Raw genomic sequence first — 14713 nt, forward strand, 5'->3', positions numbered from 1 at the left:
ATCTTACCCTATTATTTGATAATTTTATTAGGTAAGCAAAGAATCATTCGTCTTTTTTGGCGCAAAATCTTTCCTGACTCTTCAAATTGCTGTAACAGTCGCGTTATCGTTACCCTTGTAGTATTTAAAACTTCTGCTATTTCCTGATGAGTAACATTCAGATCAAGCAATTTGCCCTGTTCTACTTCACAACCAAATTTGTCACTTAACCACAATAAAAAATGCCACAAGCGTAGTGACATAGGTTTACGATGTACTATACTTAATAGTTCCTCGGCTTGTTGAATATGAGATAATAAAGCGTTGATGTCTTGATACCAAAGATGCGGTGGCACAACACTGACTTCGACGCTTGTTAAAGCTTCAATTTGATAGGGTTTGATTTTAGATAAGGGGTAGCCAATTATATCGCCCGGTCCCCAATAACCCAGAGTGATAAATGTTCCTTCTTCACTCCAAGTTAAAGTCCGAACTGCTCCTCGCTCAATCCGCCAAAGTACTTCATTACGTGGTGGTATCACTTCTCCACGATTAAATATTATTTGAGGTAACTGTCCATTTATTATGGAATTATTCAATGTAGTAGAGGATGGTGTGGTAGAACTTGTGGAAGACATTCAGATACAAATTTGATGGAGTAGAAATACTGACATTTTTAACAACATTTATTTATCCTGAATTAATTTGATAATTTATCAATAGGGTTCAACGGTTGTAAAATTTATACAGAAATTCTAAATCATGACTCTAAATATTTTAATAAATTTTTCTAATTTTATTGCTTTAGTGAAATGAAATATTTGATTACTTGTATAAGAAATATCTATAATACCTCAATACCTTTCATTTTCCGATGTAAATCATGGGACTAAAAAAGTAAATCTATTTGAATATCTGATGCTTAATATAGACACTAGGTAATAATAGAATCCAGACATCAGAGGAAATTTGCATTACTTAGTTATATTCAGGATTTATAGCTACTTTTTGCCAGGAAACCTCAAAAAATAAATCATCCCTAATTTGCTGTTATTAGTCTGCATCAGTCCAAATTATTTCTGGATATTTATACCACAAAATATAGTATTACTTTTGACATATTGTTTAACTTTCTCACAGAGAAATCTGTGATTATCCATACATTTTCCTGCTTAAATTGCAAAGTAATTTTTGTAATAAAAATTACTTTGTACTGATATAATAATCCCCTAATTTGTCAGTTTGCCTAATTCCAATAAAACGTATCTTTTTATACTGAAAAAGTTAATCCTCAATTATTGATCTTTCTGAACTCCTTCCCCGAAACAGCAAGACATCAAAAAAGTGATACTTATTATTTTGACTTTGTTAGAAGTATCACTTTTTTATATTGACTGAAATTTAAAGTTTAAAGTTTAAGAAGAGGTAAGCTTTTAGTGAAATCTAATTTTTCATCCCATATCTTGCACCATTCTCAATCAACATAGTTAGGGTACTGCTCACCATGTAAAAATCATGGTGTAAGCGCAGGTTCAGGAGTACCCACCCTACAAAAATGGCTTTAATTAGAAATGTTGCCCAGTAACAATATATGCTACTCTTTGTCCTATGTTAGTGGCGTGATCTGCCATGCGTTCTAGGTAACGAATAGCCAAGGCTAAAAGCACAATCGGTTCCACCACGCCGGAAACATCTTTTTGAAAAGCTAAAGTCTGATAGAGACGTTCATAGGCATTATCGACAGCATCATCTAAATGCTTAATACTTCGCCCACCCGCTTCATCCAAATCAGCTAAAGCCACTAAGCTAGTAGCTAACATAGCTTGAGCATGATGAGACATAACTGCAATCTCTGGTAAAGATGGATGAGGTGGATAAGGAAAGATTTTAATGGCAATTTCTGCAAGATCTTCGGCATAATCCCCAATTCGCTCTAAATCTCGCACTAGCTGCATAAAAGCACTCAAGCACCGCAAATCTTGCGGTGTAGGAGCTTGAATTGTCATGATTGCTGTACAGTCTGACTCTATCTGTCTATAAAAGCGATCGATTTTTTTATCTAATTGAGGAAGTGCCTCAGCTGCTGTTAAATTGCGGGAAAATAAAGCTTGGTGGCTGAGACGAAACGATTGTTCCACCAAAGCTCCCATGCGTAATACATCCCGCTCTAAGCGTCTCATCGCGCGTGCTAGCTGGTGGGGTTGATCGGGATTGGGGCTATCAAGGGCAGCGTTCACACTTGTCTTCTTAAAATTGAAGTTATTTTTTTTACTATAGTCTTAGCTGGAGGTATTTGCCATGACTTGCGGTAATTGGAATTGTATCCATGCACCACCAGTCTCAGGGTGATTCATGGCTTTGATAAAACCACCGTGGGCGAGAATAATTTGTTTGACTATTGCTAACCCTAAACCACTACCGACAATTGTAGTTGTGGAATTAGTATCTTCTACCTGGTTACGTGCCCGTGCTTTATCTCCCCGGTAGAACCGCTCAAAAACATGGGGTAAATCTGCTTGTGAAAAACCAACTCCAGAGTCAATAATATCGATTTCTAAAGTTGAAGAAGTAGAATTGCTTTTTTGATTATCTTTTGTTGATACAACTTTGGCTTGAATTTGAATAGTTGTACCTGGAGTACTGTATTTGATGCAGTTGTCTAGCAAGTTCAGAAAAACTTGGTACATGCGGGAGCGATCGGCTTTAATCAAAACAGATTCTGTTCCCAAATAGCTAAGATTGAGATGTTGCCTTTGAGCTAATGGTTCTAAAGTTTCCCAAACTGATGCAATGAGCGATCGCACTTCCACTACTTCCGGATGCAATTGAATAGTTGGATCTGTTTCCATTTGAGTCAAATCCAACCAACCTTGTACTAAGTTAATCAAACGATCCACTTCTTGCATCAGGCGGTTAACCCAACGATTTAAAGGCGGTTCTAAACGATTTTGTAAAGTTTCCACAACCAGACGAATCGAAGTCAGCGGTGTTCTGAGTTCGTGAGCTAGATCCGAAAAAGAACGATCTCTTACTTGATTCATATCTAGCAGGGGTTGGCGATTTTCTAAAAAGACTCCTACTTGCCCTTTAGGTAAAGGAAAGCTAGAGGCGCGTATAGCCCGAGACTTTATTTCTAACATTGCTGTGGCATTCTCAAAAGAGGGGTGAAACACCCACTCTTTCACCCGTGGTTGTTGACAGTCGCGAGTTTGCTCAATTAAACGATCGAGTTCATAAGAACGCACTAATTCTAGTAATAATCGCACTTGTCCTGGTTGCCACCGCTCCAGATACAATATCTCCTTAGCTTGCTGATTACACCAGAGCAATTGATTTTCTTCATCTACCTGCAAAAATCCCAATGGTGCAACATTCAGCAGTTCTTGGTATGTTTCCAGCGACTCCTGCAAATCCTGTCGCTGCTGCTTCACAATTGCAATTTCCTGCCGCAGACTAGGAATCAGCGGCAGTGCTACCTTGGAATATGGAGAATTTAAAGGTTTAGATACTCGCTCCAGGTAAAGATCCAGTTGTACCTGTTGCCAAATCCATAAACCAATCCCTAACGTTAAACCCAAACAAAATCCCAATACGAACATTTAAGTCATTAGTTGCTTGATCACAACTAAAAACTAACAATTATCGCCCACATTTATCCAAATCGATAGCCAAAACCTCTGACAGTCACAATATACTCGGGACGACTGGGGTCTAACTCTAATTTTTCCCGCAACCAACGGATGTGAACATCTACAGTTTTACTATCTCCGACAAAATCTGGACCCCAAACTTGATCTAACAGTTGTTCCCGCGACCACACACGGCGAGCATAACTCATAAACAGTTCTAGCAGTCGAAACTCTTTGGGCGACAAATTCACCTCTTGACCGCGAACCAGTACGCGACACTCTTGGGGATTTAAGCTGACTTCCTTGTATTTTAGGATAGGTAGTTGCGGCACAGCGCTGAAGCGTTGACGGCGAAGTAACGCACGACAGCGAGCCACTAATTCCCGCATACTAAAGGGTTTGGTTAGATAGTCATCTGCTCCCACTTCTAAGCCCAGAACACGGTCAGTTTCGCTACCTTTGGCGCTAATCATTAAAATGGGTACTGGGTTTCCTTGATGACGCAACAAGCGACAAATATCTAATCCATTGATCTGTGGCAGCATTAAATCAAGGATTACCAAGTCAAAGGATTCTTCCCCTGAGTTGGGTTCACAACTTTTGAGATATTCTACAGCCGACCGCCCATCTGTGGTCGTGACTACCTCATAGCCTTCCTCCTCCAATGCTACAACTACCATTTCTCGGATCAGTTCTTCATCTTCGACTATGAGAATCCGGCTAGTTTGCCCGATGTCTGCTTTGGTGGAAAACTTGGTCGATTCACTAGTATACATTAGATTGATATCACAAAAGTTTTGGTCTGTTGTGCGATCGCAATGGCAATTGGATCAATTATCTTGCCTGAGCGTCTTTGCACTTCTACATCTGCTGGCTTAATTTATAAAACGTAACATCCGTAACATTACCTAACATATTATAAATATCCCTGTTACTCCTGCCAAGCAAGTTTGCAGTAACTTCATAACTTGAAGTTTCTTTATGACGACAATTGCGTCTTGACAATAGCAAATTCAATCTAGTACTATTAATAGTACAAATATACTATTTAGCTACACACAAAACTTGATCTGTATCGACATTTTCTGAAACCAGAAAGTGCCTTTTGATTCTACCTTTCAGTATTTACCCCCTGCTGAAAAAGCTGATTTACAGGCTACTCTGATGTCTGCATCGAGTAAGTTTTGGTATGCCTTGCTACCTGATGAAATTGTTGTATGTTTACAGGAGTTGAAGTATGACTACAGTTGCAGTCAAAGACAGCAAACAACAAATAGCACAAGCTTTTCAACAAATTCTGGCAGAAAGGAAAAAATTAGAATCAAAAATAGCCACGAAACAAGAATCAGCAGAAAAGGCAAAAAATCAAGAAATTCTGGCGGCTGCTTCTACATACACTGTTGATAGTATTGTTAAAGGTTTAGCTGATTTACAATTAGAATTCGGTGGCATTGTCAATGCACTATCTGAAAAATTAGCTCAAGAAAACTCTAAATTAGATGAATTAAATCGAGCTATAGAAATTGAAACGCAGCAGTTACAAGAGCTTCAGCAAATCAGGATAGTAGCAGATGCTTTAGATATTTTAAATCAAGAACATCAAGAAAAGTTAAAAATTCTCGAACAAGAAATTGCTAGTAAACGAGAAGCTTTAGAAAAAGAAATTACAATTAGGCGCAAAGAGTGGCAAAAAGATCAAGCAGAATATGAAGAAGCACTCCAAGCCTACAACGAATTGTTAGCTAAACAACGCACTTCCGAAGCAGAAGAATATCAATATAAGTTAGAAACAACTAGAAAACTAACTACAGATGCTTATGAAGCGCGGAAACGCAATTTAGAACGGGAAATACAAGAAAGCACCCAACAGAAAGAGAAAAACTGGGCGGAAAGGGAAAAAATTCTCACTGAACGTCAACCTTTATTTACAGAATACCAGCAAAAAGTAGTAGCTTTTCCCAATGAGTTGGAAGAAGCAGTTAAGAAAGCCAGGGAAGAAGCAATTAAAGAAACCACCCAAAAGGCTAAAGTCGAAGCTGATTTGTTTGAAAAAGAGTGGGAAGCTAGCAAACAAAGTTACGAATTAAAAATTCAATCTTTAGAAGAAACGATTAAAAAACAAACCGAGCAAATTGAAGGAATTTCTGCTCAACTCCAAACTGCATTAAAACAGGCGCAAGACTTAGCAATGAGAGCTTTTGATAGTTCTCATGCTAAATAGTGATTAATTTGCTCTTGAGAATCTTAATTTAGTTAGTAAATGCTTTTGGAAATCATGGAGGTTTGTTGTGGTAGCTAAAAAACCAACCGATAAGAGTACTAAAGCTGAAATTCTTCAGGCTTACGAAGAGTTAGCGAAAGAGACAGCAGCAGTTAAAACACAACTGAATCAAGCCTTGAAAGAAACCCAATCTGTTATCAAAAATCAGCCAAAATTAGAGCCAAAAACTGCTATGAATCAGCCATCTACTGTTCAGCAAAAGATGAATTATACCATTGAAAGCTTGGCTAAAATTCAGTTAGGCTTTGGTAGTGCGGCAAATGAATTATCCGAACAGTTAACTACACAGGCATCGAAACTAGCAGAAATTAGAGAAAATGTCGAGCAAGAAGTAGAACAACTAAAGCAACTACATAATTTAGAAATTTCTGAAGATATTTTGGATACTCTCATCAGTACTTATGAAGATAATTCCAAGAGATATCAAGAAGAGTTCAGTCAGCAAAAAGAAGTTTTATTGCAAGAAATAGATGAGCAAAGAAAGACTTGGCTCAAAGAACAAGAAGAAAATAACAGATTAAGCAAAGAACGAGATGAAAGTCTCAAAAAAAGTCGCCAAAGAGATGAAGCAGAATATAAATATAGTTTAGAACTTCAGCGGAAGTTAGCAAAAGATGAATACGAACAGGAGCAAAAAGAATTAAATAAGCAATTAGAAGAATTTCAGCAAGAAACAGAGAAAAATTGGTCTGAACGCGAAAAAGTAATTGCCGAACGAGAAAAACAATTTGAAGAAGCTAAAGCGAAGGTAGAAGTCTTTCCTAAAGAAAAAGAAGCTGCTCTCAAAAAAGCCACAGAAGAAGGCAAGGGTATTGCTTATTATCAAGCTAAAATTAAATCAGATTTATACGGTAAAGAAGTAGAAGGACAGAAGCGTTTTTATGAACAAAGATTGCAATCTTTAGAACAGACTATTACTAATCAAGATAATCGCCTTCAAAACCTTTCTAAACAACTGGAATCTGCGCTTAAACAAGTTCAAGATTTAGCAGTGAAAGCTATTGAAGGAACTGCGAATGTGAATTCATATCAAGCGATTAAAGAAATAGCTTTAGAACAGGCTAAAAGTCAGGTAAAAAACAAATAAGATGTGCAGCTTGAGATCCCGGACTTCTTTAAGAAGTCCGGGATCTTGTTGTTGATACTAGTTTATATGATTAATGATGATGTGTTGATAGTCAAATTAGAGTGTGCTTTAAAATCCACTGCTGGAAGTCCTGATTACGAATGAAGTTACCAAACATCAAAGTTATGGCTGTGTCTTACGTGGAGTCCCATTATCTCCCGGTTGTTTCCTACTAGTTGGTGTTTTACTTTCTTTATTATTTTTGTTGGTTGCGGTCTGGGAATTACGTTGTTGATTGGACATAAGTTTAAACCTGTTACGAAGGAGCGATTTATCTATGTTTTAATCTACATGATGTCTCAGGGCATTTACGGAAACTCTTTAAAGAATTTATATTTTAAATAATTGTCAATTGACAACAAATAAAAAATAGTAAAAAAAATAGAGACGTTATGATTTTACGTCTCTACAAAAAAGGAAACCCATTATTGTTAAAAAAATAAATTAAAAAAAATTTAAAATTAATCAATCAAAAATTTAACAGCTAGAAACTTAGTTTGTTTCATCGCGTTTTTTGGACTGCTGTTGATTGTCACTTTTTTTGTTACTGTTTAACCTGAAAGCACCAGGCTCAGTTTTGTCTGGCTTGCCATTGTTGGGTGGTTGTGGGCGTTTCATAGGAACACAATCATTGATTGTTAACTCTCTACAAATTGGACTACAAGAGTATAAATTATTAATCCGGAAAATTTCAAAAAAGAACTAACTGGTAGCCTCATACCGATTTAAGCAATGATTGCGTGTTGTGGATGGTGGTAAAGGATGGGGAAACCCCACCCCTACACATACATCTGATTTCAGAGAAGGGAGGCAAATGTTAAGCAAATGAGGAAAAGTCTAGATTGGGTGGAATATCTTGAATTCGCCCTGGACCGATCGCACGCAATGCTTCTTTGAGGTCAATATCACCAGTATACAAGGCACGACCAACAATTACACCAGTCACGCCTTGTGGTTCTAATGCTAGCAAGCTTAACAAATCGGTCACAGAACTCACGCCACCAGAGGCGATTACTGGTATGGAAATTGTGGCAACTAGTTCTCGCAAAGCTTCTAAATTTGGCCCGGAGAGTGTACCATCACGATGGATATCGGTGTAGATGATCGCCGCTGCTCCCAATTCTTGCATTTGTACAGCTAATTGGGTGGATAAAACTTCTGAGGTTTCTAGCCAACCGCGAGTGGCTACGAGTCCATTACGGGCATCAATACCAATAATAATCTGTCCGGGAAATTCTTGACACAGTTGCTGTACTAATTGGGGTTGTTCGACGGCGATGGTTCCGAGAATCGCCCGTTGTACGCCTGTATTGAAAAGCTGCTGTACACTGGCTTTGTCGCGCAATCCCCCACCGACTTGAATCGGTACTGATACTGCTTGAGCGATCGCTTCTATTGCCCCCAAGTTTACTATTTTACCAGCTTTGGCACCATCAAGATCCACCACATGTAGCCTAGCTGCACCTTGATCAACCCACTGTTTAGCAACATCAGCAGGGTTTTCGCTAAAAACTTGCGAGCGATCGTAGTCTCCCTGATAAAGTCGCACACAGCGGCCTGCTAATAAATCAATTGCTGGAATTACATCCATTTGCCTCATCCTCTATGCAATCACAAAGCTAACTATATGTGGGTTTTATCTGTGGAAGTTTTCAGTTTTAACTGCTTTACAGCTTGCCAGAAACCTAGCACGATCAAGATGTTAGCCAGGGTCAAAAAAACTTCTGCACCACCGTGGAGCCAATCGACATTCGCCAAAGCTTTGCCATAATGGACTTTGGCATAAATTCCCGCTGGGATGGTGACACCAACAAATACTAAAGTGCCGTAAAATCCATACAAAGCCAAACGTGGCATTTGCTGACTGCGGCTGATAAACCACAAGAAACCCAAATAAGGAAACAGTGAAAGGGCAAAAAGGGCGTCTTTAGATATCATTGCTCTGATTTAATAGGTTGGGCTGCAACAGAATCTATTCCCTTGTGAGCAGACTTGGTAGAACGCCAAATCCACACCGCAGCTGCCCAAAGGGTAAAATTACCAACTAAGGTCATGGTAGCTTGAAGTGTTACCAGCCATTCTAAAGATTCTGGATTGTCGAAATAGTGCCAGGTGCAAGCACACATAGCGCTAACTAAAGCAGGTAACATGGCGAAGGATAATCCCCACCAAGTCCGGTTACCAGTGAGTTCGCCATAAGTCCAGATTAGCCAAATAGCGGCAATCCACTCAATGACGCTAGAAACATGAATAATCCAGGTGGGAATCGAAAGGGCGTGCATAAGTAAGTCAAAAGTCAAAAGTTAAAAGTCAAAAGTCAAAAGTCAAGAGTCAAGAGTCAAGAGTCAAAAGTTATTTCTCCTCCTTGTCCCCCTTCCCTTGTCCCCTTCCCTGCTCCTTTCCCCATCTTCCCATAAGAAAAATCGGATTTTTTGGGAAGTATGGCAGCCATCTCACCTAATTTCTGTATAACTGATAGAGAATCAGGTGCAAAAAAACTCGAGCAAGCAAAATCTCAAATCAAAAAGGAAACCGATGCGGGCGTTATTATCTGGGTATTACGGAAAAGGTAATGGTGGTGACGAAGCTTTATTGGCAACGCTTTTGCAAATGTTACCGCCTCATGTTACACCTGTGGTGCTTTCTGGTAATCCAGAGCAAACCCGCGATCGCTATGGGGTAGAATCTTATGATCGCATGGCTTTTTTACCTGTACTGCAAGCTTTGCGGTCTTGTGATGCTTTTATTTGGGGTGGTGGCAGTTTAATCCAAGATGTGACTAGTGCGCTCAATCCTTTATATTATGGGGGACTGATGACTTTGGCACAGCAAATGGGTTTAAAAACTGTGGCTTGGGGTCAGGGAATTGGGCCGTTGAAGCGTCCGCAAACTCGTTGGTTAGCACGACAGACTTTTGCAGGTTGTACAAAAATTAGTGTCCGCGATCGCGCTAGTGCTGCTTTGTTGTCTGATTGGCAAATTCCTTGTATTCTTGCGCCTGACCCGGTTTGGGCGTTGGAGTCTAAACCCGTCCCCGGACTTTGGGATTTACCAGCCCCTAGAGTTGCGGTAACTTTGCGATCGCATTCCCAACTTACAGAAACGCGCTTGGCAAATTTAACTCGCGCTTTGGTTGATTTCCAAAAAGCCACGCAAGCTTTTATCCTACTCTTACCATTTCAAAAAAGTGAAGATTTAAGCATTGCTGAAGCCATTAAACTCCATCTTAAAGATGTGAGCCAAATTATGTGTCTGGAAGATCCCCAGCTTCTCAAGGGTGTGTATCGCGGCGTAGAAATGACAATTGGAATGCGCCTGCACAGCTTAATTATGGCAGCAGCTGAAGGTTGTCGCTGTTTTGCTCTCAGTTACGATCCCAAGGTAAATCGCCTCATGGAAGAATTAGAAATGCCTGGTTGGGATTTAGCTAATTTACCAGATGATCCCAATTTAATTAGTCAGACTTGGATCGAGCATTACGCCAATGGCGATCCGCTTTCATCTGAGAAAATTCAGTCTTTGGTGGATCGAGCTTTGATGCATCGTGACGTGTTATCTGAAGCGTTGACAGAGCGGGGATTGGGGTATTTTTAAATTGTGTCACCATAGATATTAACTAGAAACTTGGTTAAATTATTTCCTATGGATAACTTAATTATTCTTAACGATGTAGCAATACCATCTGAACTATTAGTAGCAACTGATAAAGCTGTACAGGAGGGGAAAGCAAAAAATCGTAGCGAGTTTATTGCTAAAGCGTTACGTCGGGAATTAGAAGCGCTAAAACGAGCAAAAATTGATGCACAGTTAGCAGAGATGGTTAATGATGTAGATTATCAACAGGAAGTTTTACAAATGGAAGCGGAATTTGCAACTGCTCAATGGGAGGCTCTTAAATTAATGAAATCAGAAGAATGAAACGCGGTGATTTATATGATGCGCGTTTAGATCCAACCGAAGGTTCTGAACAGGGAGGAGTTCGTCCAGTAATTATTGTTAGTCGTGACGTAATTAATGCTAACAGCCCTGTAGTTTTAGCAGTTCCCTGTACGACTTATCGAAGCACAAAGCGAGTATTTCCAACTCAGGTATTAATTCAAGCACCCGATGGAGGATTAGATAAAGATTCTATTGCTATGGCGGATCAGGTGAGGGTTTTGTCGAAATCTCGTTTGTTGCGTCTGCGAGGGACTGTTTCTGATGAAGTCATCACAAAACTTAATCAGGCTTTGTTGATTGCGTTGGATTTACTGGGTCAATTAAATGACGAGGATGATGTTTAACAGTCCTGATAATTTGAGCGCTCGCACTAAAATTGAATAGTAATTGAGTGTGTAGCTGCAAACACAAAAATCATGACTCGTCGTCATCTTTTGCAAGAAGGGCAATCTTACACATTTCGCTCCTATTTTGAAATGCCTTATGAAGCTGACGAAATTTTAGCGGAATTGGGTTATGGTTTGTTAAAAACGCGAATGGAGTTACCACGCAGCGATCGCAATTTAGAGCGGTTGCCAGAATTACGACAGCGAATTGATGAATTTTTACTACAAGTGAGTTTGAGCAGCGAGACAGCAAGACGGGAAACACTTGTCGCACCTACATTGCTGGAAGTTGCTCGTTATTTACTTTTATGTCCATTTTGAGTGCCGACTATGCTGGCTATAAAGTTTCTGTTGAATAGTCAATTCATAGTCAAAGTCAGGAATTTACAGCTAAAAGCCGCTAGTCCTACAACTTCGACTATCGGCTGAAACCCTTACGCTGATTATTTTTTAAAAGTGGCTCAGGTCGGATTTGAACCAACGACCCCAGGCTTATGAGTCCCGTGCTCTAACCAACTGAGCTACTGAGCCTTGTTTTTTCACATTTCTAAATATAGCAGAAAAACTCAATCATTGCTAGTCTAGCTGGCAACTAATTTTTAGGACTTAGGCAAGTGGCACAATCAAGCTTAGGGTTGTCAATAGTCCAGAGTCAATAGTATTGACTGGGGACGCGGAAGGGGGGATGAAGAAGGCAGAGGGGCAAGGGAGCAGCACTTCTGATGCGTCCGCTACGCGTAGCTTGCTTCCCGTAGGGTACGACTACGCTCAGTGATCTGGGGGCAGAGGAACCTATATTGCCTTCTTGCCTTCTTGCCTTCTTGATAAATGACCAATGACCATTGACCATTGACCATTGACCAGAGAAACTAGATACGATTTGCCAGCAAGGTAATTGGGTTAACAGCACCCTTACCTGAGGGATGGATTTCAAAATGGCTGTGTGGACCAGTACTGAAACCAGTGCTACCCATAAGGGCAATTGTGTCTCCTTGATGGACTTGCTGACCAGGCTGCACTAGAATCTTGCTGTTATGACCATAGCGAGTCATACTGCCATCAGGATGGCGGATATCTACAAGATTGCCGTAGCCACCGTTGTTCCAGCCTGCTTTTTCGATCACACCGTCAGCTGAGGCGTAAACCGGCGTACCGGTGGAGTTAGCAACGTCAATTCCCTTGTGCATTCTTCCCCAGCGCCAACCATAGCCAGATGTCAGGACACCCTTGGCAGGCCAAATGTAAGCTACGGATGACGAAGATGGTGGGGGTATAGCTTCGTCAATTGGTTTGGGTAGATATTGATCCACTGCTGACAAAGCCGGTAAACCACTAGGAGAAACTGTAGTTCCCTGCATTTTGCCTAAGGAGTCAGAAGCATTGACACCTCTGGGAGGGGTGGCAATTCTTACAGCAGGTGTCTTGCGGCCAGGGGCTTGGTTGGAGAAGAACTCTGGATTGACTGGCTCGTTAGTAGGTTGAGTTGCACGGTATACAGGCTTGATTGGTTGGACTGTATAGTTAGTCGTGCCAATGGGTGCAGGTACAGGAATTTGCACCGAATTCCGTGGCGTAGTCGGGCTAGTTACCGCAAAATTACTCGGATTAAGAACGGGGACTGCCACCGCAGGATTATTATTTTCGTTGACTGCTGGTGTTACCACACCCGCTTGTTGGGCACGGTATTTTTCCCGCAATCGCTGAATTTCTGCTTGTAAGCTTTGGAGGCGCTCGTTACTTTTAGTGCTGGCTAGCTTCTGCGGTTTTTGATTGGACTGCATTTCCGTAAAAACCGTTGGCACCGGACTATCACCACCCATCCCATAAGAGTTAGCTGGGCTGGGGTTTGTTTTTGAGACTGCGGTGTTGGTCGGAATCTGGCTGTTCGCAGTTACTGCTGTTGGTACAGTGACACTGCTATTGTTGGCAACGACTGGTAACTGTGGTGTAGCAGGTACAGTAGGGTTGACAACAGCAGTGTTCACAGGGGATGGTGCTACTTTGGCAGTAACATTAGGCTGCTCTACAGTCGGGTTAATCGCTAACGTGGATTGGCTAGCATTGCTGCTCTCCACTCCAGCAGATGGGATAACCAATTTTTGACTGATTTGCAGTTGATTTGGATTGTTAAGATGATTTGCCTTAGCTAACTCAGAAACTGAAGTACCGTAATTGCTAGCGATCGCCGCTAGGGTATCTCCTGGCTTTACTTCGTAGCCCACACCAGCTGATGGCGCAGCAGCTTTGATTGGGGCTGGTACAGGTGTGACTACGGGCGCAGTAGTAGCTGTCGTAGCTGTATTAGCCGTAGTAGCTGGATTAGCTTTTGCCTGTTTTAGCTTAGATATCAGGCTAGCTTTGTTAGCATCAGTATTGGTTGGTGTTTGCTCTGTTGTAATCCTGCTTGTGTTGATTTGTGGCGCTTTTTCAACTACAGATGTGGTTTGAGCCAAACCAGTGTTAACTTGTGATGAATTTTGGGTCTCCTCAGACCGCAACTCCGCCAGACTTTGTTTTAAACGGTTCGATTTTTCTTGTAAGCGATTTAGAGCAAATTCTTGCTGCGCCTTCAATTGAGCAGTAACTTCACTTTCGGCAGCTTGATTTTCTGTTGCTGGTACTGTCACGGATGTAGTTGGTGAGTTAACTACACTATTAGCAATAGAAAGTTTCTGTACTTGTTTTAGTTTGTTGCCTGCTTGTAAGCGCTTTACTAATTCGGCCTGCTGATAGTAAGAACTTTTATAGGTTGTTGTGGCTTTGGCAGCTGATTGTGATGCTGGAACTGGCACAGACATTCCATTCGCTGCTAATTGCAATTTAGCTTCAAGCCCAGGCACTTGTGAAATTGCTGTTGGTTCCACGATGACGGGATTTTCCGGCACGCTCACGAATGAGACGGTTTGGGTATCCAGCTTTGCGGGAGCAAATTTCATCTCAGTGTCAGGAACAGCAGGAACTGTTGAGGCTGCCTTTTGGCTGCCTACAGGAGCCGCTGCTTGGGCTTGATCGCTTTGTCGAGTCACCAAAAGACTGGTTGCTCCCATTGAGATTGCCAAGCCAATCATGGCGGCTTGTGTGCGTGCCCGGTGGTTCACTCCAGAATTATTCATATTTGACTGTTCTACCGGGGCACCTTCACTGCTCTTGGAATTTTTCAGCACAGCCTTTACTCTCTTTTTCAATGCTCTTTTCAAAGACGACCTCCTATGATCACTAGCGCTTAACTGACCTCAATTGTTTTTTCAGTCTGATACTAGTCAATGATTTAGATCACATCTGAAGATTGATCAAGATCACACCCACCAGAGATACTTACGCAAGATTAACCTGCTTCTCTGATTTAGACAAGTTCACACCTGTTAGCAAAACT

General features: G+C 41.0%; 15 protein-coding genes and 1 tRNA gene. 6 read left to right on the forward strand and 10 right to left on the reverse strand.

Features of this window, described 5'->3' with window-relative positions:
• Nucleotides 1-11: 11 nt before the first annotated feature.
• The 4 genes from AACU32_RS27920 to AACU32_RS27935 form a co-directional block, all read right to left on the reverse strand.
• The gene (locus AACU32_RS27920; RefSeq protein WP_096604422.1) at nt 12-617 is read right to left on the reverse strand and encodes a Crp/Fnr family transcriptional regulator; all 606 of its coding nucleotides are present in this window, start codon (nt 615-617) and stop codon (nt 12-14) included.
• 927 nt (nt 618-1544) lie between these two features.
• Entirely contained in the window at nt 1545-2216 is a 672-nt protein-coding gene (gene phoU / locus AACU32_RS27925; protein WP_096604424.1) for a phosphate signaling complex protein PhoU, read from the reverse strand.
• A 42-nt stretch (nt 2217-2258) separates the two neighbouring features.
• Nucleotides 2259-3578 (reverse strand): sensor histidine kinase, encoded by a 1320-nt coding sequence (locus tag AACU32_RS27930; RefSeq protein WP_096604426.1) that lies wholly within the window; start codon nt 3576-3578, stop codon nt 2259-2261.
• A gap of 53 nt (nt 3579-3631) precedes the next feature.
• The gene (locus AACU32_RS27935) at nt 3632-4384 is read right to left on the reverse strand and encodes a winged helix-turn-helix domain-containing protein (protein ID WP_096604428.1); all 753 of its coding nucleotides are present in this window, start codon (nt 4382-4384) and stop codon (nt 3632-3634) included.
• Nucleotides 4385-4845: 461 nt separating this feature from the next.
• Here AACU32_RS27935 and AACU32_RS27940 point away from each other — a divergent pair, with 461 nt between their 5' ends.
• Together AACU32_RS27940 and AACU32_RS27945 are read left to right on the forward strand one after the other, a co-directional pair.
• A complete protein-coding gene (locus AACU32_RS27940; RefSeq protein WP_096604430.1) occupies nt 4846-5829 on the forward strand; it encodes a hypothetical protein in 984 nt (327 codons plus the stop codon).
• 67 nt (nt 5830-5896) lie between these two features.
• Nucleotides 5897-6976 carry a hypothetical protein gene (locus AACU32_RS27945; RefSeq protein WP_096604432.1) on the forward strand — a complete coding sequence of 360 codons (1080 nt, stop codon included), beginning with the start codon at nt 5897-5899 and terminating at the stop codon, nt 6974-6976.
• 531 nt (nt 6977-7507) lie between these two features.
• On the opposite strand, the gene AACU32_RS27950 is transcribed toward AACU32_RS27945, so the two are convergent.
• The 4 genes from AACU32_RS27950 to AACU32_RS27965 all read right to left on the reverse strand — a co-directional run bounded on the left by AACU32_RS27950 (nt 7508) and on the right by AACU32_RS27965 (nt 9297).
• Complete coding sequence (locus tag AACU32_RS27950) at nt 7508-7633, reverse strand: hypothetical protein (RefSeq protein ID WP_339378331.1); 126 nt, start codon at nt 7631-7633, stop codon at nt 7508-7510.
• Nucleotides 7634-7832: 199 nt separating this feature from the next.
• The gene (gene hisA, locus AACU32_RS27955; protein ID WP_096604434.1) at nt 7833-8606 is read right to left on the reverse strand and encodes a 1-(5-phosphoribosyl)-5-[(5-phosphoribosylamino)methylideneamino]imidazole-4-carboxamide isomerase; all 774 of its coding nucleotides are present in this window, start codon (nt 8604-8606) and stop codon (nt 7833-7835) included.
• Between the two features lie 32 nt (nt 8607-8638).
• The gene (locus AACU32_RS27960; protein ID WP_096604436.1) at nt 8639-8953 is read right to left on the reverse strand and encodes a DUF3593 domain-containing protein; all 315 of its coding nucleotides are present in this window, start codon (nt 8951-8953) and stop codon (nt 8639-8641) included.
• Nucleotides 8950-9297 carry a DUF2499 domain-containing protein gene (locus AACU32_RS27965; RefSeq protein ID WP_096604438.1) on the reverse strand — a complete coding sequence of 116 codons (348 nt, stop codon included), beginning with the start codon at nt 9295-9297 and terminating at the stop codon, nt 8950-8952. Before AACU32_RS27965 ends, AACU32_RS27960 begins: the two co-directional genes overlap by 4 nt.
• Nucleotides 9298-9550: 253 nt before the next feature.
• Here AACU32_RS27965 and csaB point away from each other — a divergent pair, with 253 nt between their 5' ends.
• The 4 genes from csaB to AACU32_RS27985 all read left to right on the forward strand — a co-directional run bounded on the left by csaB (nt 9551) and on the right by AACU32_RS27985 (nt 11661).
• Nucleotides 9551-10609 (forward strand): polysaccharide pyruvyl transferase CsaB, encoded by a 1059-nt coding sequence (gene csaB / locus AACU32_RS27970; RefSeq protein ID WP_096604440.1) that lies wholly within the window; start codon nt 9551-9553, stop codon nt 10607-10609.
• Nucleotides 10610-10657: 48 nt separating this feature from the next.
• Nucleotides 10658-10933 carry a ribbon-helix-helix domain-containing protein gene (locus AACU32_RS27975; RefSeq protein ID WP_096604442.1) on the forward strand — a complete coding sequence of 92 codons (276 nt, stop codon included), beginning with the start codon at nt 10658-10660 and terminating at the stop codon, nt 10931-10933.
• Nucleotides 10930-11298 (forward strand): type II toxin-antitoxin system PemK/MazF family toxin, encoded by a 369-nt coding sequence (locus AACU32_RS27980; RefSeq protein ID WP_096604444.1) that lies wholly within the window; start codon nt 10930-10932, stop codon nt 11296-11298. Before AACU32_RS27975 ends, AACU32_RS27980 begins: the two co-directional genes overlap by 4 nt.
• Nucleotides 11299-11370: 72 nt before the next feature.
• Nucleotides 11371-11661 carry a hypothetical protein gene (locus tag AACU32_RS27985; RefSeq protein WP_339378332.1) on the forward strand — a complete coding sequence of 97 codons (291 nt, stop codon included), beginning with the start codon at nt 11371-11373 and terminating at the stop codon, nt 11659-11661.
• Nucleotides 11662-11797: 136 nt separating this feature from the next.
• On the opposite strand, the gene AACU32_RS27990 is transcribed toward AACU32_RS27985, so the two are convergent.
• Together AACU32_RS27990 and AACU32_RS27995 are read right to left on the reverse strand one after the other, a co-directional pair.
• Nucleotides 11798-11871, reverse strand: a tRNA-Met gene (locus tag AACU32_RS27990).
• A gap of 338 nt (nt 11872-12209) precedes the next feature.
• Nucleotides 12210-14537, reverse strand: a complete 2328-nt coding sequence (locus AACU32_RS27995) for a peptidoglycan DD-metalloendopeptidase family protein (protein WP_096604446.1) — start codon at nt 14535-14537, stop codon at nt 12210-12212.
• Nucleotides 14538-14713 lie beyond the last annotated feature (176 nt).

The sequence above is a fragment of the Calothrix sp. NIES-2100 genome, from assembly GCF_963875285.1.
Classification (GTDB): domain Bacteria; phylum Cyanobacteriota; class Cyanobacteriia; order Cyanobacteriales; family Nostocaceae; genus Aulosira.

Coding starts and splice junctions, on each gene's coding strand:
- hisA (WP_096604434.1), bottom strand. CDS start 8,606: ATGGATGTAATTCCAGCAATTGATTTATTAGCAGGCCGCTGTGTGCGA.
- AACU32_RS27985 (WP_339378332.1), top strand. CDS start 11,371: ATGACTCGTCGTCATCTTTTGCAAGAAGGGCAATCTTACACATTTCGC.
- AACU32_RS27960 (WP_096604436.1), bottom strand. CDS start 8,953: ATGATATCTAAAGACGCCCTTTTTGCCCTTTCACTGTTTCCTTATTTG.
- AACU32_RS27920 (WP_096604422.1), bottom strand. CDS start 617: ATGTCTTCCACAAGTTCTACCACACCATCCTCTACTACATTGAATAAT.
- AACU32_RS27935 (WP_096604428.1), bottom strand. CDS start 4,384: ATGTATACTAGTGAATCGACCAAGTTTTCCACCAAAGCAGACATCGGG.
- AACU32_RS27980 (WP_096604444.1), top strand. CDS start 10,930: ATGAAACGCGGTGATTTATATGATGCGCGTTTAGATCCAACCGAAGGT.
- AACU32_RS27930 (WP_096604426.1), bottom strand. CDS start 3,578: ATGTTCGTATTGGGATTTTGTTTGGGTTTAACGTTAGGGATTGGTTTA.
- AACU32_RS27965 (WP_096604438.1), bottom strand. CDS start 9,297: ATGCACGCCCTTTCGATTCCCACCTGGATTATTCATGTTTCTAGCGTC.
- csaB (WP_096604440.1), top strand. CDS start 9,551: ATGCGGGCGTTATTATCTGGGTATTACGGAAAAGGTAATGGTGGTGAC.
- AACU32_RS27950 (WP_339378331.1), bottom strand. CDS start 7,633: ATGAAACGCCCACAACCACCCAACAATGGCAAGCCAGACAAAACTGAG.
- AACU32_RS27940 (WP_096604430.1), top strand. CDS start 4,846: ATGACTACAGTTGCAGTCAAAGACAGCAAACAACAAATAGCACAAGCT.
- AACU32_RS27975 (WP_096604442.1), top strand. CDS start 10,658: ATGGATAACTTAATTATTCTTAACGATGTAGCAATACCATCTGAACTA.